We start from the raw sequence: 24,650 nt of genomic DNA on the forward strand, positions 1-24,650 counted from the left end.
CGAGCCATTCTGCGCCGGTCGGGCGCGGGTGACCACCCACCACCCCGGGACCCGACCCGCAGGTACGGTACCGGTGGGTGGAGACAAAAAGGCCTCCCGTGCACCCGGCAGAGCTCGCTTATCCTTGCTGCCTTCCGGCCCTGGGGAGGTTCACGAGATACCGCCGCACGGGAGGTACCGTCCACCCTACCCGACCCCGGATGGATCTTCGGGGGGTGGTGGGGTAGCCCGGCCGCCGGGGACCTGTATCCTGGCTCGCGGAGGATTCGCCTAGAGGCCTAGGGCGCACGCTTGGAAAGCGTGTTGGGATAAAACCCTCACGAGTTCGAATCTCGTATCCTCCGCTCGCCTGAGCAGCACCAACGTCGAGGGTCGGCCCCGTTCGGGAGCCGACCCTCCGTCGTCTCCACCGGCACCCGGCCGAGATCGCGCCGCGCTATGCCCACGGCAGAACGGGCACTCAGGCCCCCGCGCCGGCCCCCTAGGGTCTTCCGCGACAGCGGCCCGGTCGAGGGAGGCAGCGATGCGGATCGTATTCGTGCACGGGGCGTGCGTACGCGACGGGGCGTGGTGGTGGTCCCGGGTCGACGCGCTGCTCGCGGCCAGCGGGACGGCGAGCGTCGCGGTACGGCTACCGAGCTGCGGTGAGCTGCCGGATGCCCGCCAGCCGGCAGGGCTGGACGACGACGTCGAGGAGACCCGTCGGGTCCTGCGCGACGGCGGCCCGACGATCCTCGTCGCCCATTCCTACGGCGGAGTGGTCGCCACTGCGGCGGCCGACGCCGGGGACGTCCGGCATCTCGTCTACGTCAGCTCGTTCCTGCCCGACGTGGGTGAGTCGCTGGCCGATCTCGGACCCGCCGGACCCGCGCCCCACCTGGAGTTCTTCCCCGACGGCACGTTCGCGGCCCGGCCCGAGTTGGTTCCGCCGCTGTTCCTGCACGACTGTGACCCGGCGGCGGTGGAGGGTGCGCTGGCCCGGCTGGTCCGACAGGACGCCGCCGTGCTCACCACCCCGGTCCGGTACGCCGGCTGGCGGTCGACCCCGGCGACGGGGGTGGTCTGTGCCGGGGACCGGGCCACCCCGCCGGAGGTGCAGCGCGCCCAGGCGGCATGGGCGGGACGGACGGTGGAGCTGGCCACCGGGCACCATCCGATGCTCTCCCACCCGGAGCTGCTCGCCGGGCTGCTGCGGGAGATCGCCGTTGGACACGAGTGACGCGGTATGCGCCGGGCTCGGGATTCTCGTACCGGATCGGTACGGTGCGGGCAGTCACGGCGGCCTCCAGTTCCGTCGTACACATGTGCTATCCACAGGGTGTGGACGGCGGGGGGTCGGATGAGTTACCAGCTCAGCGCGGTCGTCGCGGGCGTCGAGCTGCTCCGCGAGCAGACCGCCGACCTGGATCACGCGGTGCTGGCGGCGCTGCGGCAGGATTTCGCGCTACTGCCGGTCACCCCGCAGCTGATCGAGGAGCTGACCGGCGCGCTGCCTGACTACCACCCCGAGGAGCCGACCGCCGAGCAGCCGTTCGAGCTGGTCTTCTCGCCGGCCCTGGCCGGGTTGCTGGACCGCTGGTCGCGGCGGGGTCCGGTGGCGTACCTGGAGGCGGAGTTCGCCGGCGGGATCGGCCACCAGGCGTCGGCGGTCTGGCTAGGCGGCAGGTTGAGCTGGGGTCCCCGTTTCGACTCGGCCTTCACGTTGCCGCGCGGGGAGTGGCCGATCAACGCGGCGCTGGCCCGGCTCGGCGTGGAGCCCGGCCGGTGGCTGGACCCGTTCGCCGAGCTGGGCCTGCACCTGGAGCGGAACACGGACGGCTGGCTGACCCACGGCCGGCGCGGGCTGACCGCCGACTACTGGGACGAACTGGCCGAGGAATGGGAAGAGCAGCAATTCCCGGCCGACCAGCAACCTGAACGCCCCGGTCCCGTTGGGGACTGGGGGATTCCATGAAATTGCGACAATTTGCCGTGCTTGCGGCGTTACTGGTGGCTGCCTCGGCGTCGGGTAGCGGCACCCGTCCGTCGGGGCCCGACATCCCGGCGCGGCCGATCGGCGTCAGCCAGGTGGTCGGGCTGCACGGCCTGGCCGGGGCCGAGTTCGGTGCCAGCGAAACGGAGCTGACCCGGCGCGGGGTGCTGCGCTCCGACGCCGACACCTGCGGCATGACGCTGGCCGGGCACGGGACAGCCAGCCCGATCTTCGTCGACGACCGGCTGGTGCTGCTATGGCTCGACGATCCGATGAGCACCCCGGAGGGGATCACCGTCGGCACCCCCGTCGAGGAGGTGCTGAGCCGGTACCCGTCGGCAATCCGGCTGCACGCTCCACAACGGACGTACCGGTTCGACGGGCTGCTGGCCCGCGACGGCGACCGGGGCTACCTCTTCCTGCACGACGGCACCGCCGTCCGGGAGATCATCGCCGGGTACGCCGACTGGGCCCGCCGCCTCTTCGACGAAGGCTACGGCCCCTGCTGAACTTCGACCACGACGTGGATTGTCCGTGACCGGTCCCGATGAGAGCATCTCCTGGCCACGCAGTCGGCGTGGCAGGTCACGGGGGATAGATGTCACGCACCGTCATGTCCTGCCCGGTAATCCGGGCCGGGACGTCACTGCCGCGCCTCGCGCTTGTCACCCTGCTCGTCTCGACCCTGGCCGTCGGCCCGATCGCCACGGGTGACGGAGCGCCGACCCCGGCTGCGGCGGTCGGCTCGTCCGACAGCGCGGCGACCCATCCGCCGGCACCCGCCACATCGGACCCGGCGTCGCCGCCCGCCACGGCCCGGGAGACGCCGGCCGCCGCATACGGCCGCAAGACACCGGACCGGGACCTGCCGGTCCCCGCAGCGGAGCAGACCCCGCTGGCGACCCCAGCCCCCGGAGCCCCCGGTACGCAGGCCGCCGGGCTGAGCACCGAACAGCCACGTGCCCGGTCCACCACCATCATCCGGCAGCCCAAGCCACCCCGCTCCCGCTGCGGCGGCGGTCTGGCCCTCGGCACGGTCGCCACCTGCACCGCGATCGCCGACCAGGCGCAGGACGTCTGGACCGTCACCACCACCGCCGCCGACGACCTGCTGCTGATCCAGCTCGGTCGGGGCACCGGGCGGGACTCCGTCGGTGGCCGGGTCACCGATGCCACCGGCCGGGAGCTCTGCCGGCTCGGCGTGGACGCGAACCGCTGTCGGGTCGGTGCCGCCGGGGCGTACCGGATCACCCTGCAACTGCCGTACCCCACCGGGCGGGGCGACTACACGATCGCGGCCGAGTCGACGCGTGCCCCGTCGAGCTGCGGGCAGTTGCCGGTGGACCTGTTCGACTTCGGGTCACCGGGGAGCACCGTGACGCTGCCGGCCGGGGCGGCCGCCCGGTGTCACCTGTTCGACCAGCCGCACGGCGCGCTGCTGCGGTTCGCCGACCCGGGCGGTCCGCACGACATCCGGGGGCTGATCCTCGACGGGCAGCAGCTGACGCTCTGCGAGTTGAGCTACGGCGGCGGTGACTGCCGGCTCGACCGGCCGGGTCCCTACCGGCTGCTGAGCTGGGAACAGTACGGCAAGGAGGGCACCCACCTCGTCAAGGCGCGGCGGCTGTCCGACCCGGCGGGCTGCCAGAGCCTGCCGCTCGCCCCGTACGGCGACCCGGGCAGCGCCGTGAACAGCGGTGCGACCCCGGCCGGCGAGACGACCTGCCACACCTTCAGCACCGACGCGGCCCGGCCGCTGCTGGTCCGCGCCGTCAGCCTCGACGCCACCAGCTTCGACTGGCAGGTGCTGGACGCCACGGGCGCTCAGGTCTGCGTCCGGGAGGGCGTCCCGGTCTGTGCCGTGCCGGCCGCCGGCCGGTACACCCTGCTGGTCAGCAGCCCCCGCTACGCCGACCGGACCCACCGGTACGAGGTGGCACTGAACCCGCTCGACCGGACGGACGGGTGCGCGCCCACCACCGGCTACGCCCCCTGGGACCAACCGGTCCTCCAGGTGAGCCAGATCGCCCGGGTGCAGACCAACTGCCAGCCCTTCACCGGCCGGGCCGGTGAACGGGTCATCGTGTCCGGTGCACGCTGGACCCAGGACGCGGGTGGCAACCGGATCTGCACCGAGTCGTCCGACCAGGTCGGCTGCGTGCTCCCGGCCGACGGCGACTACCGGGTGATCTCGTACCGGGAGTGGAGCGGGAACACCGCCGAGACGTACCCGTTGGGTATCCGGCGGATTTCCGACCCGGTGGGCTGCCCCACGGTGCGGCCCGGCAGCTACGGCACCGCGCCCGTCGGCGCCCCGGCCCCGGTCGCGTGCCGGATCCTGGACGTCCCGGCCGCCGGGGTCTACCGGGTGACCGCCCTGCACGGCGACAACGTGACCACGTTCGCCCGGGTCCTCGACACCGCCGGCCGGACGGTCTGCGCCCAGGTCCGCTGCCCGCTGCCCGCCGGCCGGCACACCCTGCTGGCCAGCGTGGACGCCACCAGCACCACCGAGTTCGCGGTGTCCCTGCTGCCGCTGCGGCCGACCGGGTGCACACCCGTCTCCGACGCCGGCTGGGCCGACGCGCCGCACCGGGGCCGGATCGACACCTCCGGCCAGGTCAACTGCCTGACCCTGGCCACCCCGTCCGGGGCGTCGATCGCCGCGCTGCTGCCTGTCGACGCCGCGCTGAACGTCGACATCGTGGACGCGGACGGCGAGTCGGAGTGCAGCCTCTGGTGGTACACCTGGCACGGCTGCGAACTGGACGGCCCGGCACCGCACTCGGCGCTGCTCACCGGGCAGAGCTGGGTCACGCAGCTGGCGTACACGGTGGGCTTCGCCCGGACCGACGCGCCGGCCTGCCCGACGCTGCCCCGGGACACCACCGACACCACCGTGACCACCGGCCCGGACCGCCTCGCGGCCTGCTTCACCGTCCCGCCCGACCAGCACGCCGCCCGGCAGGCCCTCACCTGGGCGCGCACCGCCGGCACCGGCCGGGCCCGGCTGACCGTCTTCGACGGGACGGGTCGGTCGACGTGCGGAACGGACCGCGCCGCCCAGGGCACTGTCACCTGCGCGCTGCCTCCCGGCCCGGTCACCGTGCTGCTGGACACCGACGGCAACGCCGCCACCTACCGGCTGAGCCACCGGAACGCCGGCACCTCCTGACCCGGTCGCGGGCCGGCTCCGACCGGGGGCCGGCCCGGTCCGGCAAACGCGGAACGCCCGGTGCGATCCTCGCGGATCGACCGGGCGTTCTCGCTGTTCACGAGCGGTGGCGGCGGGATTTGAACCCGCGGAGGGCGTAAACCCTCACACGCTTTCGAGGCGTGCTCCTTAGGCCACTCGGACACGCCACCGCCGACGAGGGTACAGGAACACCGGTTCGGATGCCGCACCGGTATGCCCCGGGCCGGCCTGGCAGGATCTTCGCCATGAGTACGCACATCGGCGCGAAGCCGGGCGAGATCGCCGAGCGGGTCCTGATGCCGGGCGACCCGCTGCGGGCCAAGTGGATCGCGGAGACCTACCTCGAGGACGCCACCTGCTACTCGACGGTGCGGGGCATGCTGGGCTTCACCGGGCGGTGGAACGGCGTGGACGTCTCCGTCCAGGGCTCCGGCATGGGCATGCCGTCCGCGTCCATCTACGCGCACGAGCTGATCAACGAGTACGGCGTGAAGACGCTGGTCCGGGTCGGCTCCTGCGGCGCGCTCACCGAGGATCTCCAGCTCCGGGACGTGATCGCGGCGATCGGGTCGTCGACCGACTCGAACATGAACCGGATGCGCTTCGACGGGTTGATCGACTACGCCCCGGTGGCCGACTTCGGGCTGCTGCGTACCTCGGTCGAGGTGGCCGAGCGGCGCGGCATCACCGTGCACGTCGGCCCGATCCTCGCCGCCGACGCCTTCTACACCGACCGCCCCGACCTGTACGACACCCTGGCCGACTACGGCGTGCTGGCGGTGGAGATGGAGTCCGCCGCGCTCTACACGATCGCCGCCCGGTTCAAGGCCCGCGCCCTGACCCTGCTGACGGTCAGCGACCACATCAAGACCGGCGCGAAGACCACCGCGCAGGAACGCGAGCAGACCTTCGGCCAGATGGTCGAGATCGCCTTGGACACCGTCGCCGTTTCCTGACCCTGCACCGACGGCTCGCAGTGGGGCCGATGTTGCGGTGTCGCCGGGCGTGGACACCGCAACATCGGCCCCGTCGGCCTAACCCGACGCCGGGATCAGCGGAAGAAGGCCCGCAGGACGGCGGCGTTCTCGGTCTCCAGGACGCCCGGGTAGACCTCGGGTCGGTGGTTGAGCCGGCGGTCGCGCAGGACGTCCCACAGCGATCCGGCGGCGCCGGTCTTGGGTTCCCAGGCACCGAAGACGACCGTCGAGATCCGGGCCAGCACCAGCGCGCCCGCGCACATCGTGCACGGCTCCAGGGTGACCACCAGCGTGCAGTCGTCCAGCCGCCACCGGCCCGACCGCGCGGCGGCCCGGCGCAGCGCCAGCACCTCGGCGTGCGCGGTCGGGTCCCCGGTCAGTTCCCGTTCGTTGCGGCCGACGGCGAGTTCGGTGCCGTCCGGGCCGTAGACCACCGCCCCCACCGGCACGTCCCCCACCACCTCGGCGGAAGCGTCGGCGACGGGCAGGTCCGGGCCGGTCACGGCGATCTCCAACGCGCGGCGCATCCACCGTTCGTGCCGCTGCCGGCGACCGACGGAATCCGGCCCGGCCAGTCCCTCGTGGGCCCCCGGGCCGACCCGTCCGGCCGCACCGGGTGTCGGCTGACCCGGCCGTACGGTGCCCAGGGCTGGGTCGGTGGCGTCGAGCGGCCCGGCGGCACCGGGCAACGCCGGACCACCCCCGACCCCTGACGACCCTGCCGTGGCGTCGTCGGGGGGTGGAGGGTCAGACCTCACGCAGTTCCTCGACCTCGTCGGCGCAGCCGAGCACCTGGCACACCTCGGCGGTCACGTCGGCGGGGAGCATGCCCTCGTGGGCACAGAGCTTGAGTAGGCGTTGGGCGGAGATGCCCAGGTCGGCGAGGATGTCGGCGTCACCCACCGGGTCGGCTTCCGGGTCGACGACAGGCTGTTCGCTGTCCTCGTCGCCGCCACCGGCGGTGGCCGACGGCGGTTCGTCGACGTCGTCGAGGCCGGTGACCGACGTCTTGAGGTCACCGACGAGCAGCGCGCCCAGCCGGGACTCCTCGGCGTACGCCGAGTCGGAGCCGAAGACCCGCAGATCCTCCCCCTCGTCGAGGCGCAGCACCACCAGATAGGCGTCGTCGGCCTCGACGAAGAGCAGCGACACGTCGGCGTCGGGTTCGACGTCGCGCAGCCGGTCGGCGACCTCGTCGATGTCGGTGGCCCCGCGCAGGTTCACCTCGGCGGCGTTCCAGCCGCCCTCGTCGCGCACCAGGGCGGCAGCGAAGTACGACATGGTTCCCCCAAATACCTCGGCACAGCCGACTCGTTACGCGTGCACGTTAACCGGTCGGGTCGGCAGCCGACCGGTCAACGCCCCGAAGGGCCGGCAATCCGGGGAAAGTTCGTCAGCCGGCGACGCGACGGCGGGTCGCGATGAGCTGGCGCAACCGCTCGGTGCGTTCCCGCTGCGGCCGTTCCCGCTGGCGTACCGCGCGGGCTCCCGCCAGCTCGGCGAGAATCTGGAGGCGGCGGCGGCTCCGCTCGGAGTCGAGCCGCGGGGTGTTCCAGGCCATACCGAAGAGCGTCCCCAGTCACAGCGGGTACGTCAAGATGGTGCGGCAAACGAAGCCGCGCGACGACGCAGGGTCACCACATCGGCCAGTCCGCGCTGACCGCCCACCGCACCACGACGACCGCGAACGCGATGCTCCAGCCACCGGCGGTGACGATGGCCACGCCCGTGCCGGCTCCCCGGTCGCCGTAGCGGACCAGGGCGAACGCGGCGAGCCAGGCGAGCATGCCGGCGACCACCGTCCACCAGGCGTAGCTTCCGACGTCGTGGCCGAGCAGGCCGAAGAGCACCAGCCAGGCGGCGGCGAGGGTGCCGCCGGAAGCCACCGCCGCCCCGGTGACGGGGTGTGGTTCCCGCCACGTCGGCCGGCGGGGTGGGCCGGCGGGGAAGAGCCCCGAGGCGGCGTACGGGACGCGTCCGGGCTGGTGGTCGGTCATGGTCACTGCTCCCCTCCGGCCGGACGGAACCCGTCGCACCGCCGCCGGCCGGGATCGGGTCGGCGGGTCGTTCCGGGAGCCCGTCGTCGGCCGGGTGCCGCTGTCGGTGCGACCTCCACGGTAGCCGTCTGTCAGGATGTCCGAATGTCCCTGCTGCGGCCCGGCCCACGGCGTACCCGTCCGGCGTACCCCGTCCTGCTGCTCGTGGCGGCGGTGCTGGCGGGGTGCGGGACGGACGAGCCGGTCGCGGGCCCGGTCTGGGACGGCCCGTCGACGGTGGCGACGGGCGACCAGCCGGCGACCTCGACGGCCCCGGCCGGCACCCCCTCGGGCACCGCCGGCCCGACCCCGACCGCGTCGCCGTCGGCTACGCCTGACGCGGCGGCCCTACGCCGGGTCTTCCCGGTGCGGGCCGGCAACGTCGCCTATCATCCGACGCACTCGGGATACCCGGGCACCGACATCTTCGCCGACTGCGGCGAGCCGGTGGTGGCGGTCACCGACGGGACGGTCCTGGAGGTGAGCCGGGTGGACCGGTTCCGCAAGAACGGGCCGTTGGGGCCGTACAACGGTGGCCTGTCGGTGTCGTTGCTGGGCGACGACGGGGTGCGGTACTACGGGTCGCACCTGAGCGTGGTCGACCCGGGGGTCGAGGCCGGGGTCCGGGTGCGCTCCGGGCAGCGGCTCGGCGAGGTGGGCCGGACGGGGAACGCGAACAACGTCTGTCACCTGCACTTCGGGGTGTCGCCGAAGTGCACCGGGCACGACGACTGGTGGATCCGGCGGGGTGTGGTGTGGCCGGCGAAGTACCTGGACTCGTGGCGGAAGAAGGGCAACCGGTCGCCGGTGGCGGCGGTGACCGCCTGGGAGCGTGAGCACAGCTGTCCGCGCGCGCCGCGCGGCTCCTCCGGCGCAGGCTGACCGGGGGTCGGTGGCGGCGTCATCAGCCATACGCATTGACGTAGGTATTACCCGTCGGTTAACGTCCCGGGCAGAGAGAGCGCTCTCTCGACCCATGAAACCCTCGAATTCCGACGAACCGCGCGCAGTTGGCCCACCCGCCCCGCGCGGAGGAGGCACGATGACACCTCCCGTCCCCCGCCGCCGCGCCCCCTGGGTGCTGGCCGCCACCACCGCCCTGACCGTCCTCGCCGGCGGCCTCGCCCTCACCACCGCCGGCACCCCCGCCGAGGCGGCCACCGTCGGTGCCGGCAGCTACACCACCGACCCGGTCGGCCCGCTGCCCAGCGGCTGCGGCGACCTGTCCACCAACCCCCGCCAGTACGCCACCGCGAACGCCCCCGCCGGGCCGGTCCCCACCAACGACTGGTGGTCGTCCCTGCTGTGGAAGAAGACGAACTGCTCCTACAGCGAGCCGCTGCACGCCCACCCGCTGTCCTACCAGCCGTTCGGCGACGGGCTCGGCTTCTCGGCGCCGTCGACCGCCACCGTCAGCGGCACCGCGACCGGGGTGGGCGAGTTCAAGTACACCTACACCGAGGACATCCGGGTCGGCGTTGCCGCGCTCGCCGCACCGGTGGTCAAGGTCGACGACTGGACGGACTGGACGGTCAGCCCGTACTGGAGTGACGGGGCGCGGACCCTGCGCGCCACCATCGGCCACGGGCTGCCGTTCGCCTACTTCCAGGCCACCGGCGGCGACGCCCAGATCAACCCGACCGGCGGCGCGGCCACCGTCTGGTCCAACAGCGGCGGCACCATCGGCTTCACCGTCCGGGGCCACGACTACGTCGGGTACGCCCCGACCGGCGCGACCTGGGCCGTCAGCAACGGACGGATCACCTCCAGCCTGGCCGGCAAGGGCTACTTCTCGATCGCCCTGCTGCCGCCCACCGCCGACGCCACCGCCCGCGCCTCGCTCGCCACGAGCTACGGCCGGTACGCCCACGCGCACGTCACCGGCACCCGGGTCGGCTACACCTACGACCCGGCGACCAGCACCGTGACCACCACGTACTCGTTCACCACCACCGCCCGGGAGGGCACCGCCACGCAGACCGTGGTGAGTCTCTACCCGCACCAGTGGAAGTCGCTCGCCGGCAGCACCCCGCTCACCCAGACCTACCCGTCGGCGCGCGGCCTGATGAAGGTGCTGACCGGGGTGGCCTCCTTCCGCACCGCGATGAAGTTCCACGGGGTGCTGCCCGAGGTGCCCGCCGTGGCCACCGGCTCCGGCTCCGACCTGGCCCAGCTCAGGGAGCAGCTCGCCGCCGTCCGGGGCAACCCGATGGACCAGCGCGGCGGCGACACCTACTGGACCGGCAAGGGCCTCGGCCGGGCCGCCCGGATCGCCGAGATCGCCGACCAGGTCGGTGACACCGAGACCCGCAACGCGGCGCTGGCCGCCATCCGTGCCACCCTGACCGACTGGTTCACCGCCGCCCCGGGCAAGACCGCCAAGGTCTTCTACTACGACCGCAACTGGGGCACCCTCATCGGCTACCCGGCGTCGTACGGGTCCGACCAGGAACTCAACGACCACCACTTCCACTACGGGTACTTCATCGCGGCGGCGGCGACGCTCGCCAAGTTCGACCCGGCGTGGGCCGCGCAGAGCCAGTACGGCGGCATGGTCGACCTGCTCATCCGGGACGCCAACAACTACCAGCGCTCCGACACCCGCTTCCCCTACCTGCGGGACTTCGACATCTACGCCGGGCACGACTGGGCCGCCGGGCACGGCTCGTTCAACGCCGGCAACAACCAGGAGTCCTCGTCGGAGGGGATGAACTTCGCCAACGCCCTGATCCAGTGGGGTCAGGCCACCGGCAACACCGCCGTCCGGGACGCGGGCGTGTTCATCTACACCACCCAGGCCGCCGCAATTCAGGAGTACTGGTTCGACGTCGACGACGAGAACTACCCGGCGGCGTTCGGGCACTCCACCGTCGGCATGGTCTGGGGTGACGGTGGGGCGTACGCGACGTGGTTCAGCGCCGAGCCGGAGATGATCCAGGGCATCAACATGCTTCCCGTCACCGGCGGCCACCTCTACCTCGGCTACCGGCCGGCCTACAACCGGGCGAACTATGCCGAACTGGTCCGCAACAACGGCGGCGAACCCACCGTGTGGCAGGACATCCACTGGCAGTTCCTCGCCCTCGGTGACCCGGACGCGGCACTGGCCAAGCTGCGGGCCAACCCCGGCTACACCCCGGAGGAGGGCGAGAGCCGGGCGCACACCTTCCACTGGGTCCGCAACCTCGCCGCGCTCGGCCAGGTCGACACCACCGTCACCGCCAGCCACCCGCTGGCCGCCGTGTTCAACCGCAACGGCACGCGCACCTACGTGGCCAGCAACATCACCGCCGCGCCGCTGACCGTACGGTTCTCCGACGGCACCAGTCTCACCGTGGCCGCCGGGAAGACCGCCACGACCGGGGCGTACACCTGGAGCGGTGGCAACGCGGCCGGCGGCACCAACCCGAGCCCGACGCCGACCACCTCCCCGACGACGTCGCCGACGCCGACCCCGACCGGGCCGTCGCCGACCCCGACCGGGCCGTCGCCGACCCCGACCAGCCCGACCCCGCCGCCGACCACCCCGCCGACCACCCCGCCGGCCGGTTCGCCGACCCGGTTCCTGCTGCCCGGTGGCGGGCTCGGTTCCGCCGGCAGCGCGGCGACGACCACCGTCCCCGGCACCGGGGGCGCGAACCACGACGGCACCCCCAGCAACCCGGTGGTCTTCACCGCGACCCGGCTCAACCTCGCCTACACCGGGGGCCAGACCGGGTTCGACCTGTTCCTCGACGCCGGCCAGTCGGTCGGCAACGGGGTACAGGCCCGGGTCTCCTACGACCTGACCGGGGACGGCACCTTCGACCGGGTGGAGACCTACAGGTACTTCGCCACCGACCCGGTGCCCGGCTACGAGCACTACACGCAGAACGCCGGCCTGCACTCGGCCACCGGCACGCTGGGCAACCTCTCCGGCGGCACGGTCAGGGTGGAGGTCTGGTCGGCGATCGGCGTCAACCCGTCCGCCCTCGGCACCGGCAACCAGTCGGTGGTGAAGCTGCCGTACTCCTGATCCCGCCCCCTGCGTACACCCCGCGCCGCCGGTCGTCCCCCGACCGGCGGCGCGGGCGCGTAGGTTGCCATCCATGAGCGCCAGAGACCCCGTCGCCGACCTGCGCCGGATCGCGTTCCTGCTGGAGCGGGCCAACGAGGCCACCTACCGGGTACGCGCGTTCCGCTCGGCGGCGACCGCCCTGGCCGCGCTGCCGGCGGCGGAGCTGGCCGAGCGGGCCCGGAACGGGACGCTCACCGAACTGGCCGGGGTCGGCGACGTCACCGCCCGCTGCGTCACCGAGTCGCTGGCCGGTGAGGAACCGGTCTACCTGCGCCGGCTGGTCGCCACCGAGGGCGTCGACCTCGACGCGGCGGCCGGCGCGCTGCGGGCCGCGCTGCGCGGCGACTGCCACACCCACTCGGACTGGTCCGACGGCGGGTCACCGATCGAGGAGATGGCGCTCGCCGCGGTCGAACTCGGCCACGAGTACGTGGTGCTGACCGACCACTCGCCCCGGTTGACGGTGGCCCGGGGCCTCACCGCCGCCCGGCTGCGCCGGCAGCTCGACCACGTGGCGGCGGTGAACGCGGCGCTGCCCGAGGGGTTCCGCATCCTCACCGGGATCGAGGTGGACATCCTCGCCGACGGCACCCTCGACCAGGACGAGGAACTGCTGGCCCGGCTCGACGTGGTGGTCGGCTCGGTGCACAGCGGCCTGCGCGACGAACGGGCCCGGATGACCCGTCGGATGCTCACCGCGATCGCCAATCCGCACCTGGACATCCTCGGCCACTGCACCGGGCGGATGGTGTCGTCCCGGCCGGCGGGGGTGACCGGCCCGGGCGACCGGGGGCACCGGGCGCGGACCCGCGCCGAGAGCGAGTTCGACGCGGACGCGGTCTTCGCCGCCTGCGCCGACCACGACGTCGCCGTGGAGATCAACTCCCGGCCGGAACGGCAGGACCCGCCGAAGCGGCTGATCCGCCGCGCCCTGGAGGCCGGCTGCCGGTTCGCCATCGACACCGACGCGCACGCCCCCGGGCAGCTCGACTGGCAGCGGTTCGGCTGCGTGCGGGCCGCGTCGTGCGGCGTCCCCGCCGACCGGGTGGTCAACACCTGGCCGGCGGAACGCCTGCTCGACTGGACCCGCGCCCACGGATGATCCGCCCCGGCTCGGCAAACACACTCGACAACCGGCCCCGACGGTCACGTAGGGTCGCAGCGTGGGACGAATCGATGACCTCGCGAACCGGTATGTGGCCGACTGGGCGCAGCTGAGCCCGACCGGCGCCACCTACGTCGGCATCGCCGGCTACGACGACCAGCTCGACGACCTCTCGCCCGCCGGTTACGAGGCACGGGCCGAACTGACCCGGCGCGCCCTCACCGACCTGGACGCGACCGAGCCGGAGTCCGAGGCGGAGCGGACCGCCAAGGAGGCGATGCAGGAGCGCCTGGGGCTGGAGCTGGCCCGGCACGACGCGGGCGAGATCACCAGCGAGGTGAACGTCATCGCCAGCGGCCTGCACGAGATCCGGATGGTCTTCGACCTGATGCCCACCGAGGGCGAGCAGGGCCGGGCCGCCGTCGCCGCCCGGCTCAACCGGTTCGCCGCCACCCTGGAGGGCTACAAGACCACGCTGCGTGAGGCCGCCGCGGCCGGCCGGGTCAGCTCCAAGGTGCAGCTGACCGAGGTGGCCAAGCAGTGCGACATCTGGACGGACCCGCAGGGCGACAACTTCTTCCACGGGCTGGTGCAGCGGCTGGACGCCGACGGCACGCTCGGTGCCGAGCTGCGCCGGGGTGCGGCGGCGGCGACCGCGGCGACCGCCGAGTTCGGCCAGTTCCTGCGTACCGAGCTGGTCCCACGGGGGCGGGACAAGCAGGCCGCCGGCCGGGAACGGTACGAGCTGGCCTCGCAGTACTTCCTCGGCGCGAAGATCGACCTGGACGAGACGTACGCCTGGGGTTTCGCGGAGCTGGCCCGGCTGGAGGCCGAGATGCGGATGGTGTCGGGCCGGATCGCCGGCCCGGGTGCCACCATCGACGAGGCGGTGGCCGTGCTGGACGCCGACCCGGCCCGCACCATCCAGGGCAAGGAGGCGTTCCGGGACTGGATGCAGGCGCTGGCCGACAAGGCGATCAGCGAACTGCACGGCACCCACTTCGACATCCCCGAGCAGGTCCGACGGATCGAGTGCTGCCTCGCCCCGACCAGTGACGGGGCCATCTACTACACCGGGCCGAGCGAGGACTTCTCCCGCCCCGGGCGGATGTGGTGGGCGGTGCCGCAGGGGGTCACCGACTTCTCCACCTGGCGCGAGGTGACCACGGTCTACCACGAGGGGGTCCCCGGCCACCACCTCCAGGTCGCGCAGACCGCCGTCCGGGCGGAGTTGCTCAACCGCTGGCAGCGGCTGCTGTGCTGGGTCTCCGGCCACGGTGAGGGGTGGGCGCTCTACTCCGAGCGGCTGATGGACGAGCTGGGCTACCTGGAGGACCCGGGCGACAAGCTCGGCATGCTCGACGGGCAGGCGTTCCGGGCGGCCCGGGTGATCGTCGACATCGGCATGCACCTGGAGCTGGAGATCCCTCGGGACAACCCGTTCGGCTTCCACCCGGGTGAGCGGTGGACGCCTGAGTTGGGCTGGGAGTTCATGCGGGCGCACTGCCGGGTGCCGGACGAGAACCTGCGCTTCGAGCTGAACCGCTACCTGGGCTGGCCGGGGCAGGCGCCGTCGTACAAGGTGGGCGAGCGGATCTGGCTCCAGGCCCGGGAGGAGGCGATGGCCCGCAAGGGCGCCGACTTCGACCTGAAGGAGTTCCACCGGCAGGCGCTCGACCTGGGTGCGCTCGGGCTCGACCCGCTGCGCCGGGCCCTGGCCCGGCTCTGAACCGCACCGCCGGCGGGCGGACGCGACGGGTGGTCGGGGGCGGGCGGTCACCCGCCCCCGACGCACCGTGGGGGTGGGCGCAGGTTCAGGAGAGGCTCAACGCCAGCGCCGGTCGGGCGGTCAGCGTGTCGGAGTCGACGAACGCCAGGTCGATCGCCGGGTCGGTGAAGGTGATCGGGATCGGTGAGGTGATCGGGATGCCGTCGGGCAACGGCAGGTCGGGAGTCAGCGTGATGGTGATGCCGAGCAGCTTGCCGACGAACCGGGTGGCGTAGAACGCGACGTCGCCCTGCACCGTCAGCTCGTCGGTGACGTACCGCTGGTGGCGGCCCGCCGGGCCGTCCGCGACCAGGCTGAAGTCGGCGGTGACGGCCCGGCTCATGCTGAACTTCAACGCCTTCAGCGTCCCGTCGGAGGTGGGCAGGTCGACGATGCCCTCGAACCGCAGCCCGGTCATGGTGACCTTGGTGCCGGTCAGCTTGGACGGCTGCCGGGCCACCGTCGGCTGTCCCGGCTCGGGGGCGATCCTCGGCAGTGGCTTGCCGACCTCGACCCGCTTCGACGCGCGCGGCACCGGCTTTCCGCAGGTTCCCCGGCCGGGCCGGGCGGATGCCGTCGGGGCCGGTGGGGTGGACCCGGTGGCCGGGACGGTCGCGCTCGACCCCGGCCGGCCCCCAGAACCGACGGCCGGCCTGCTGGTGCTGGGCTCCGGGGTGGGGGACGCCGCCGCCGTCTCGGCTCCGCCGCCGGTGAACAGGTCGGTGATGCCGTCGAGGATGTCGGTGAGCAGGTTGCCGTCGGGCGTCCCGGCGGGCGTGGGGCTGGGGCTGGCCGGGACGGACGGAGGTGCGGAAGGTGCGGACGCGGTCTTCGTCGGCCCGGGGCAGGCCGGCTCCGCGAGCGCCGGCTGCGCTCCCCGGACCGCGAGCACCATGGCCATGGCGGTGGTGGTCAGCACCAGCAGGGTCGCGTACAACCGTGGGTCCCGATGGGTCGGACGGTAGGGGCCACCGCCCGGCTCGGCCGTCGGCAGGATCTGCGTGGTGTCGGCGGCCCCGGCCCCCTCGCGGTCACCCCGGACCGTGTCCCGGAGCGGATTCCGCGGTGGGGGCAACGTGTCGGTCAGCGGTCCGGTGGTGTGCTCCTCCTGCCACGGCGGCATCAGCTCGTCGACGAGGGGCGCCTCCTGAGCTGCCGTACCCTCCTCGACTGCCGCACCTCCCTCCGCCGGGGTGCGGGCCGGGACCCAGGCGAAGCCCAGCGCGCTTCCCACCATGCCCAGGAGCAGCCCGATGAAGAACCCGCCGAGGTTGACCCCGATCAGCGAGTAGACCGCCGTCACCGCCGCGATGACGGCGTAGAAGAGGCGCTGCTGCGGGGTGAACCACATCAGCATCCCGCAGGTGACCAGGATGACCGGGATCAGCCAGGACAGGAAGCCGGTCGGCCCCATCTGGAAGGTCAGGCCACCGAGACTCATCTGGGTGGTGGCGAAGATCTCCAGACCGGCCGACGCGGTGAGGAGGCCGCCCCAGAACGGCCGTACCCGCCGCCACCGTCGGAAGGCACGCCAGGCGTGACCGACCCGGCTCTGTCGGGCGGGCCGCTCTTGGGCGGATGTCACGTGTCCTCCTGGCGATTCTGACGTGGGTGGGTACGGGCCGGGGCCCGCCGCAGGTGGCCGCCACGGGCCCGGTCCTCAGCTCAGAAGCACTCCTTGGCGGCGGCACCGACGTTGATCTTCAACTTCAGGCCGTTGAGGGTGAAGACACCGGCACTGGTGGAGCGGGCCACCTGCTCCAGGTCCTTGATGACGACCTTGTCGGCGCTCTGGCCGAAGGACTTCGGCGTGGCCCCGGCGTTCAGGTCGGTGGCGTCCCGACCGATCTTGATGTTGGTGAACTCCGCGTCACCGCCGAGCGAGTCCATGTCGATCAGCAGGCCCTCGGCCGTCGCCGGCTTGCCGTCGCCACCGGCGTTGATGGTGAGCACGATCGGCATGTCCGGTACCTTCACCGACTGGCAGAGGTCGTAGAGCTTGGCGTTGGTGATCTCGGAGACGGCCACCGGGTGCGCGGTCCCGTCCTTCTCCTTCACGAAGCCGCCGTACTGCTTGAAGCCGGTGCCCTCCAACCTGGAGGCGCCGACCTTGAAGGTCTGTCCGGAGACGGCGAACGACGCGGCGATCGCGCCGTTGGACATACCGAAGACGATCGCCCCGGCCACCGCGGTGGCCGGCACCATCATCGCGGCGAAGCGACGCCACCGTGTCCCGCCGCCGAACTGGCGGCCTTCCGTTTCACTCACGGGGTTCTCCTTGACGAGGGGTCAGCACCGAACGCGGTCGCGGTTCGGGAGAAGGGTGGAGGGTGCTGCGGTTGCCACCGGGCCGGTGGCCGCGTGCAGTACGCGGATTGGATGTTCCCGCGAAGCGACCTACCTCACAAGACCTCTTGCTACCGGCCGGTAACGGGGACGAATCTTGGAGATGTCCGCATGTTACCGACGGTTAACATCGGCGAGCCGGCAAGTTCCCTCAATTCACCCAGAACGCAGCGACCGAAGTCGATTCCGCCACCCTGAGTAGAGACAGGCTCACAAGAATCACGTTTTGATAACGCCGGCCTGAGGGTTGTCTGTGGGTGACGATCCCGGCGCAACGCGGTACGCGTCGACCGCCGGGCCGGTCGCCGTCGGCGCGTCCCGCCGGGCGACAGCGGACCGCGTCCCGCCGCACGGCCAGTCCGCGCCCCGGTCCCCCGGGCCCGGTTCGTCCATCCGGACGCCGTGCCACGAACGGCCATACACCGGGTGACCGGCACCGACACGCGGCGGTGAGGATGGCCGGACGCACGCTGTCGGCTGGCCGTCCGGTTGGCTACCGTAGGTGTCCCTGGGGGCCCGCAACCCCCCACGTGGTACGTCCGATCGAGGTGGCTGTGACCCTGTACGGCGACAAACCGGTCTCCGACGACCGCCCCACGGTGCAGGTCACCGCGGTGAGCTGGCCGTCCGAGGACGAACCCCCACCGGCCGGTGGGGCCGCAGGTCCCGGCGGCGGGCCGGGGCCGTGGTGGCGGCGCGGCCGGCTGCTGCTCGCCGGCGGGATGACCGCCGCGGTGCTGGCCGGGGTGGTCGGCGCGGGCGCCTGGGCGTACGCCGGAGACGTCCCACGCGGCACCAGCGTGCTCGGCACCGAGCTGGGTGGCCGTAGTCGGGCCGACGCGGCCAGGGAACTGCGGGCCGAGTTGGAGAAACGGGCCGCCACGCTCGACGCGCCGCTGACCGTGGTGGTGGGCGAGAACCGGGCGGAGATCAAGCCCGCCGACGTCGGCCTGGCCGTGGACGTGGACGCCACGGTCGCCGCCGCCACCGACGCGCAGGCGCACCCGGTGGACCGGCTGTTCGGGTCCCGGTCGGTCGACCCGGTGGTGACGGTCGACGCCGCCAAGCTGGACGCGGCGTTGCGGGAGATCCTCGGCAAGCAGGGCCGGGACATGACCCTGCCGGCGATCATCTTCACCGGCACCACCCCGAAGCCGGTCTACCCGAAGCCGAGCCTGACCCTGGACCCGGAGCAGTCCGCCCGGGTGGTCCGCGCGGGCTGGCTGGCCGGCCAGCCGGTGACGGTGCCCGTGGTGGAGAAGAACCCGGTGACCACCCGGGAGGAGGTGGACCGGATGATCGCCGAGCTGGCGAAGCCGGCAGTCGCCGCACCGGTCACGATCACCTCCACCAAGGGGTCGGTGAGCGTTCCGCCTTCGACGATCGCCCGCGCGTTGCGCTTCTCGGCCGACGACGAGGGGAAGCTGACGCCGAAGGTCGACGTGAAGCGGCTCCGGTCGGCGCTGGGCAGCAAGCTGGCCGCGATCGAGTCGCCGCCCAAGGACGCCGGGCTGACCGTCTCGGGCGGCAAGCTGAAGGTGGTGCCGGGCCGGGCCGGCCAGCAGCTCGACTCGGCGGCGCTGGGCCGGGACCTGCTGGCGGTGCTGCCGAAACCGGACGGCCGGACGGTCACCGGGCAGCTCACGGAGGCCGAGCCGGAGCTGACCGAGGCGAAGCTGGCCGAGCTGGGCATCAAGGAGCGGGTCTCCACCTTCTCCACGAAGTTCCCAGGTGGGCTCTCCTCGCCACGCAGCCAGAACATCATCCAGGCGGCGAAGGACGTGGACGGCACCATCGTCAAGCCCGGGGAGACGTTCTCGCTCAACGCGCACACCGGCGAGCGCGGCTACGGTCAGGGCTACCAGGACGCCCCGGTAATCGTCGGCGGCAAGCTGGTGCCCGGGGTGGGTGGCGGCGTCTCCCAGTTCACCACCACGCTCTTCAACGCCAGCTACTACGCCGGCCTGGAGGACGTCGAGCACAAGCCGCACTCGTTCTACTTCAGCCGCTACCCGGCGGTGATCGAGTCGACGATCTTCTGGCCGGACCTGGACTTCAAGTTCCGCAACAACACGCCGTACGGGGTCCTGATCGACACCGCCTACACCTCGAACACGATCACCGTGTCGATGTGGAGCACCAAGATCTACGACAGCGTGAAGACCGAGTACGGCCCGCGCCGCAACATCACCTCGCCGAAGACGGTTCACCTGGAGCCCGGCCCGAAGTGCATCGCCGCCGCCGGCAGCATCGGCTTCACCCAGGACGCCTTCCGCGTGATCAAGAAGGACGGCAAGGTCGTCAAGCGGGAGAAGTTCAGCTGGACCTACGACCCCGAGCCCAACTTCGTCTGCGGCCCCAAACCCTGACCCCACGCTCCAGCCCGCACGGGTCGGAGACACCCGCCCCGGACACGACCGAGCCCCGCCGGCTGATCAGCCGGCGGGGCTCGGTGCCTCTCCGGTACGCGGACCAGATGTCGACCCCGGGCCGGCGCGACCGTTGAGGAGCGGATCAGGGGCGGGCTTCGGCCAGACCCTGCCGGACGCCCTCGGCGTCCCGGTCGGTGCCGTACACGGGGGTGTCGGGCTGCTGCCGCCAGCTCTCGTCGAGGGTGCCCGCGTCGACCGGGTCGAAGCCCAGCGCGTCGACGAGCTGCATCACGAGCCGCTTGGCGTCGGCGTCGTCCCCGGCCACCGGCAGCGCGATCCGGTCACCGGCACCGGCCGGCTTCCCGTGGTCCATCAGGTGCGCCGCCTGGATGTTGTTGAAGGTCTTCACCACCCGGGCGCCCTTGAGGTGGTCGGCGGTCCACCGGCTGGAGCTGAGGCTGCGGTCGAGCAGCTCGGCGATGTCGCCGTCGCGCTGCGGGTAGTAGTTGTTGGCATCGACCACGATCTTGCCGTCGAACGGCTGCGCCGGCAGTCCGGGCACCGCGAACAGCGGGATCGCCATCACGACCAGCTCGGCGTCCTGGACGGCCTGCTCGACGGTGCCTACGGTCGCGCCGCTCTCCCGGGCCAGCTCGGTGAGGCTCTCCGGGCCCCGCGAGTTGGCGACTGTCACGTCGTGCCCGAGGGCGCTCAGCCGGCGGGTGAGGGTGCCGCCGATGTGCCCCGAACCAATGATTCCGATCTTCATGACCACTCCTGCCTCCGCCGGTCCCGACGGTCAGTTCCGGTCGTACGGTCAGCAGGTACCCCGACAGGTCCGCTCCGATTGCGGACGACGCGTGCACCACGTCACGTCGTCCCGGACCCGGGCGCGGGCCCCGGGAGCCAGGCCCCGCATCGACGGTACGAGGTCACGGGCGTCGTCCGGGCCGATTCACCGAACGTCGACCGTCCGCCCCGAGGGTCGGTCGAGGGTGCTGTGTCGGCGATGTTGTGTCGTTCGAGCCGGGGATCACCGCTATGTCGCCACCCGAGCGGGGTTTCCTGGCCGCCAGAGGCAGGCTTTCGTCGCCGCCTACCGTGCCCGAGGCGCGCATTCACCTCCGGGGTGGGGTGACGATTCCCGGTGCGGCGGCTGTCACGGGAAACCGTTCCGGGAATCAATACACGGATATAGCAGTTGAGGCCGGTCCCTGTTCGGGGCCGGCCTCAATCTGGAATGGTTGTCCGGCGGTGTCCTACTCTCCCACACCCTCCCGAGTGCAGTACCATCGGCGCTGGAGGGCTTAGCTTCCGGGTTCGGAATGTAACCGGGCGTTTCCCCTCCGCCATGACCGCCGTAACACTATGAACATATCAAACAACACACACACCCACAGAAACCCTCTACCCGTGGGGGGTTGTTTGGTGTTTGTTCAGAGTTGCACAGTGGACGCGTAGCAGCCTTGTTATCAAGTCCTCGGCCTATTAGTACCGGTCAACTGAACCCGTTACCGAGCTTACATTTCCGGCCTATCAACCCAGTCGTCTAGCTGGGGGCCTTACCCCCACAATGTGGGGTGGGATACCTCATCTCGAAGCAGGCTTCCCGCTTAGATGCTTTCAGCGGTTATCCCTTCCGAACGTAGCTAACCAGCCGTGCCCCTGGCGGGACAACTGGCACACCAGAGGTTCGTCCGTCCCGGTCCTCTCGTACTAGGGACAGCCCTTCTCAAGTATCCTACGCGCACGGCGGATAGGGACCGAACTGTCTCACGACGTTCTAAACCCAGCTCGCGTACCGCTTTAATGGGCGAACAGCCCAACCCTTGGGACCTGCTACAGCCCCAGGATGCGACGAGCCGACATCGAGGTGCCAAACCATCCCGTCGATATGGACTCTTGGGGAAGATCAGCCTGTTATCCCCGGGGTACCTTTTATCCGTTGAGCGACACCGCTTCCACACGCAAGTGCCGGATCACTAGTCCCGACTTTCGTCCCTGCTCGACCTGTCAGTCTCACAGTCAAGCCCCCTTGTGCACTTGCACTCAACACCTGATTGCCAACCAGGCTGAGGGAACCTTTGGGCGCCTCCGTTACCCTTTAGGAGGCAACCGCCCCAGTTAAACTACCCACCAGACACTGTCCCTGAACCGGATAACGGCCCGAAGTTAGATACCCAAATCAACCAGAGTGGTATTTCAAGATTGCCTCCACCCATACTGGCGTACAGGCTTCACCGGCTCCCACCTATCCTACACAAGCCCATTCAGATACCAATGTCAAGCTATAGTAAAGGTCCCGGGGTCTTTCCGTCCTGCCGCGCGTAACGAGCATCTTTACTCGTACTGCAATTTCGCCGGGCCTGTGGTTGAGACAGTGGGGAAGTCGTTACGCCATTCGTGCAGGTCGGAACTTACCCGACAAGGAATTTCGCTACCTTAGGATGGTTATAGTTACCACCGCCGTTTACTGGCGCTTAAGTTCTCCGCTTCGCCCCAAAGAGCTAACAGGTCCCCTTAACGTTCCAGCACCGGGCAGGCGTCAGTCCATATACATCGAATTACTTCTTCGCATGGACCTGTGTTTTTAGTAAACAGTCGCTTCCCCCTGCTCTCTGCGGCCATACAACGCTCCACCCGCACGGGGCTTCACGTCTCCGGCCCCCCTTCTCCCTAAGTTACGGGGGCAATTTGCCGAGTTCCTTAACCACAGTTCGCCCGATCGCCTCGGTATTCTCTACCTGACCACCTGTGTCGGTTTGGGGTACGGGCCGCTCGAAACTCGCTAGAGGCTTTTCTCGGCAGCATAGGATCACTGACTTCACCTGAATCGGCTCGGCATCACGTCTCAGCCTCATGTACCGCGGATTTGCCTACGGCACGGCCTACACGCTTACCCCGGCACAACCACCGGCCGGGCTCAGCTACCTTCCTGCGTCACCCCATCGCTTGACTACTACCCGCCAGGTTCCCACGCTCCCCACCGCAGACCCGAAAGTCCTTGGCAGCTCGGGTGGTTAGCACAACGAGGTTCATCAGGGACGCTCCTTCGCGGGTACGGGAATATCAACCCGTTGTCCATCGACTACGCCTCTCGGCCTCGCCTTAGGTCCCGACTCACCCAGGGCGGATTAGCCTGGCCCTGGAACCCTTGGTCATCCGGCGGAAGGGTTTCTCACCCTTCTTTCGCTACTCATGCCTGCATTCTCACTCGTGCCGCGTCCACAACTAGGTCACCCCGCTGCTTCACCCCCGGCACGACGCTCCCCTACCCATCCACACACCTGCACGCACCATCAAGGGCACGCGAAGTTAAAATGTGAATGCCACAGCTTCGGCGGTGTGCTTGAGCCCCGCTACATTGTCGGCGCGGAACCACTTGACCAGTGAGCTATTACGCACTCTTTAAAGGATGGCTGCTTTTAAGCCAACCTCCTGGTTGTCTATGCGACCCCACATCCTTTTCCACTTAGCACACGCTTAGGGGCCTTAGCTGGTGATCTGGGCTGTTTCCCTCTCGACTACGAAGCTTATCCCCGCAGTCTCACTGCCGCGCTCTCACTTACCGGCATTCGGAGTTTGGCTGATTTCGGTAAGCTTGTAGGCCCCCTAGACCATCCAGTGCTCTACCTCCGGCAAGAAACACACGACGCTGCACCTAAATGCATTTCGGGGAGAACCAGCTATCACGGAGTTTGATTGGCCTTTCACCCCTAACCACAGATCATCCCCCAACTTTTCAACGTTGGTGGGTTCGGCCCTCCACGCGGTCTTACCCACGCTTCAGCCTGCCCATGGCTAGATCACTCCGCTTCGGGTCTAGAACATGCGACTCAAACGCCCTCTTCAGACTCGCTTTCGCTACGGCTCCCCCACACGGGTTAACCTCGCCACATGCCACTAACTCGCAGGCTCATTCTTCAAAAGGCACGCCGTCACCCCGCAAGGCTCCGACGGATTGTAGGCGAACGGTTTCAGGTACTATTTCACTCCCCTCCCGGGGTACTTTTCACCATTCCCTCACGGTACTCGTCCGCTATCGGTCACCAGGAAGTATTTAGGCTTACCAGGTGGTCCTGGCAGATTCACGGCAGATTACAGGAGTCCGCCGCTACTCGGGAACACCCACAGAAGATCAGCAACTTTCACCTACCGGACTCTCACCGACTACGGTTGGCTTTTCCACACCATTCGGCTAGCCACTGACTTTATAACTCCTCGAACAAGTGTCAGCCTGTTCAGCAGGGTCCCACAACCCCGACCACGCAACCCCTGACAGGTATCACACGCAACCGGTTTAGCCTCAATCCGCTTTCGCTCGCCACTACTCACGGAATCACTAAATTGTTTTCTCTTCCTACGGGTACTGAGATGTTTCACTTCCCCGCGTTCCCCCCACACACCCTATGTGTTCAGGTGCAGGTGACACCACATGACTGGTGCCAGGTTTCCCCATTCGGACACCCTGGGATCACAGCTCGGTTGACAGCTCCCCCAGGCCTATCGCGGCCTCCCACGTCCTTCATCGGCTCCTGGTGCCAAGGCATCCACCGTTCGCCCTTGACAACTTGACCACAAAGATGCTCGCGTCCACTGTGCAATTCTCAACAAACAACCAACCCACAACCCCAAAGCCCCACACCAGCAACCCCACCCCACCCACAGGCAGAACAGAATCCGGTATGCGAGACCAGGCCATGCCTGGCAACCTCCAGCAGGCTCCCGCCCACCACAAGGCACTGAAACAACAACCCACCGGTTGTTCCTTCAGGACCCAACAGGGTGCTCACATCCCTCCACCAGCCGCACCAGAACCCC

17 protein-coding genes, 2 tRNA genes, 2 rRNA genes and 1 other RNA gene are annotated in these 24,650 nt (G+C 70.2%); 11 read left to right on the forward strand and 11 right to left on the reverse strand.

The genetic code is table 11. From position 1 onward, the window contains the following. Positions 1–87 precede the first annotated feature (87 nt). An RNA gene (ffs, locus tag Q2K16_RS18485) (signal recognition particle sRNA small type) lies at positions 88–177 on the reverse strand. A gap of 82 nt (positions 178–259) precedes the next feature. Here ffs and Q2K16_RS18490 point away from each other — a divergent pair. From Q2K16_RS18490 to Q2K16_RS18510, 5 genes are all read left to right on the forward strand, one after another. Beyond that, positions 260–344, forward strand: a tRNA-Ser gene (locus tag Q2K16_RS18490). A gap of 179 nt (positions 345–523) precedes the next feature. Continuing rightward, positions 524–1,219, forward strand: coding sequence for an alpha/beta hydrolase (locus tag Q2K16_RS18495; RefSeq protein WP_302738824.1), 696 nt, complete (start codon positions 524–526; stop codon positions 1,217–1,219). A 120-nt stretch (positions 1,220–1,339) separates the two neighbouring features. Continuing rightward, on the forward strand, positions 1,340–1,954 hold the full coding sequence (locus Q2K16_RS18500) for a hypothetical protein (RefSeq protein WP_302738825.1): 615 nt from the start codon (positions 1,340–1,342) through the stop codon (positions 1,952–1,954). 32 nt (positions 1,955–1,986) lie between these two features. Further along, a complete protein-coding gene (locus Q2K16_RS18505; protein WP_489671924.1) occupies positions 1,987–2,481 on the forward strand; it encodes a hypothetical protein in 495 nt (164 codons plus the stop codon). 89 nt (positions 2,482–2,570) lie between these two features. Next, complete coding sequence (locus Q2K16_RS18510; RefSeq protein WP_302738827.1) at positions 2,571–5,147, forward strand: hypothetical protein; 2,577 nt, start codon at positions 2,571–2,573, stop codon at positions 5,145–5,147. Between the two features lie 104 nt (positions 5,148–5,251). On the opposite strand, the gene Q2K16_RS18515 is transcribed toward Q2K16_RS18510, so the two are convergent. Beyond that, positions 5,252–5,338 (reverse strand) — tRNA-Ser (locus Q2K16_RS18515). A 75-nt stretch (positions 5,339–5,413) separates the two neighbouring features. On the opposite strand from Q2K16_RS18515, the gene deoD reads away from it, so the two are divergent. Next, positions 5,414–6,124 carry a purine-nucleoside phosphorylase gene (gene deoD, locus Q2K16_RS18520; protein WP_302738828.1) on the forward strand — a complete coding sequence of 237 codons (711 nt, stop codon included), beginning with the start codon at positions 5,414–5,416 and terminating at the stop codon, positions 6,122–6,124. A gap of 95 nt (positions 6,125–6,219) precedes the next feature. Here deoD and Q2K16_RS18525 read toward each other — a convergent pair whose 3' ends face one another. The 4 genes from Q2K16_RS18525 to Q2K16_RS18540 form a co-directional block, all read right to left on the reverse strand. Beyond that, positions 6,220–6,672 carry a nucleoside deaminase gene (locus Q2K16_RS18525; protein ID WP_302746531.1) on the reverse strand — a complete coding sequence of 151 codons (453 nt, stop codon included), beginning with the start codon at positions 6,670–6,672 and terminating at the stop codon, positions 6,220–6,222. A gap of 220 nt (positions 6,673–6,892) precedes the next feature. Then, positions 6,893–7,426, reverse strand: a complete 534-nt coding sequence (locus tag Q2K16_RS18530) for a tRNA adenosine deaminase-associated protein (protein ID WP_302738829.1) — start codon at positions 7,424–7,426, stop codon at positions 6,893–6,895. 112 nt (positions 7,427–7,538) lie between these two features. Beyond that, the gene (locus Q2K16_RS18535) at positions 7,539–7,706 is read right to left on the reverse strand and encodes a hypothetical protein (RefSeq protein ID WP_168222581.1); all 168 of its coding nucleotides are present in this window, start codon (positions 7,704–7,706) and stop codon (positions 7,539–7,541) included. Positions 7,707–7,779: 73 nt separating this feature from the next. Continuing rightward, positions 7,780–8,142: a hypothetical protein gene (locus tag Q2K16_RS18540; RefSeq protein ID WP_302738830.1), complete on the reverse strand. Its 363-nt coding sequence runs from the start codon at positions 8,140–8,142 to the stop codon at positions 7,780–7,782. Positions 8,143–8,286: 144 nt separating this feature from the next. Here Q2K16_RS18540 and Q2K16_RS18545 point away from each other — a divergent pair, with 144 nt between their 5' ends. The 4 genes from Q2K16_RS18545 (at position 8,287) to Q2K16_RS18560 (ending at position 15,072) form a co-directional block, all read left to right on the forward strand. Continuing rightward, on the forward strand, positions 8,287–9,063 hold the full coding sequence (locus Q2K16_RS18545) for a M23 family metallopeptidase (RefSeq protein WP_302738831.1): 777 nt from the start codon (positions 8,287–8,289) through the stop codon (positions 9,061–9,063). Positions 9,064–9,223: 160 nt separating this feature from the next. Beyond that, on the forward strand, positions 9,224–12,196 hold the full coding sequence (locus Q2K16_RS18550) for a glycosyl hydrolase (protein ID WP_302738832.1): 2,973 nt from the start codon (positions 9,224–9,226) through the stop codon (positions 12,194–12,196). A 73-nt stretch (positions 12,197–12,269) separates the two neighbouring features. Further along, positions 12,270–13,340 carry a PHP domain-containing protein gene (locus Q2K16_RS18555; protein WP_302738833.1) on the forward strand — a complete coding sequence of 357 codons (1,071 nt, stop codon included), beginning with the start codon at positions 12,270–12,272 and terminating at the stop codon, positions 13,338–13,340. A 61-nt stretch (positions 13,341–13,401) separates the two neighbouring features. Then, positions 13,402–15,072, forward strand: coding sequence for a DUF885 domain-containing protein (locus Q2K16_RS18560; RefSeq protein WP_302738834.1), 1,671 nt, complete (start codon positions 13,402–13,404; stop codon positions 15,070–15,072). A gap of 85 nt (positions 15,073–15,157) precedes the next feature. On the opposite strand, the gene Q2K16_RS18565 is transcribed toward Q2K16_RS18560, so the two are convergent. Both Q2K16_RS18565 and Q2K16_RS18570 read right to left on the reverse strand, forming a co-directional pair. Beyond that, positions 15,158–16,696 carry a DUF6114 domain-containing protein gene (locus tag Q2K16_RS18565; protein ID WP_302738835.1) on the reverse strand — a complete coding sequence of 513 codons (1,539 nt, stop codon included), beginning with the start codon at positions 16,694–16,696 and terminating at the stop codon, positions 15,158–15,160. Positions 16,697–16,776: 80 nt separating this feature from the next. After that, a complete protein-coding gene (locus Q2K16_RS18570) occupies positions 16,777–17,319 on the reverse strand; it encodes a DUF6230 family protein (protein ID WP_302746532.1) in 543 nt (180 codons plus the stop codon). A gap of 686 nt (positions 17,320–18,005) precedes the next feature. On the opposite strand from Q2K16_RS18570, the gene Q2K16_RS18575 reads away from it, so the two are divergent. After that, positions 18,006–19,826, forward strand: coding sequence for a VanW family protein (locus tag Q2K16_RS18575; protein WP_302738836.1), 1,821 nt, complete (start codon positions 18,006–18,008; stop codon positions 19,824–19,826). A gap of 145 nt (positions 19,827–19,971) precedes the next feature. Here Q2K16_RS18575 and Q2K16_RS18580 read toward each other — a convergent pair whose 3' ends face one another. From Q2K16_RS18580 to Q2K16_RS18590, 3 genes are all read right to left on the reverse strand, one after another. Then, positions 19,972–20,598, reverse strand: coding sequence for an NADPH-dependent F420 reductase (locus tag Q2K16_RS18580; protein ID WP_489671781.1), 627 nt, complete (start codon positions 20,596–20,598; stop codon positions 19,972–19,974). A gap of 477 nt (positions 20,599–21,075) precedes the next feature. Then, positions 21,076–21,192 (reverse strand): 5S ribosomal RNA (gene rrf, locus Q2K16_RS18585). A 105-nt stretch (positions 21,193–21,297) separates the two neighbouring features. Next, a 23S ribosomal RNA gene (locus Q2K16_RS18590) occupies positions 21,298–24,406 on the reverse strand. Positions 24,407–24,650 lie beyond the last annotated feature (244 nt).

The sequence above is a fragment of the Micromonospora cynarisoli genome (genome assembly GCF_030518815.1).
Lineage (GTDB): Bacteria > Actinomycetota > Actinomycetes > Mycobacteriales > Micromonosporaceae > Micromonospora > Micromonospora wenchangensis.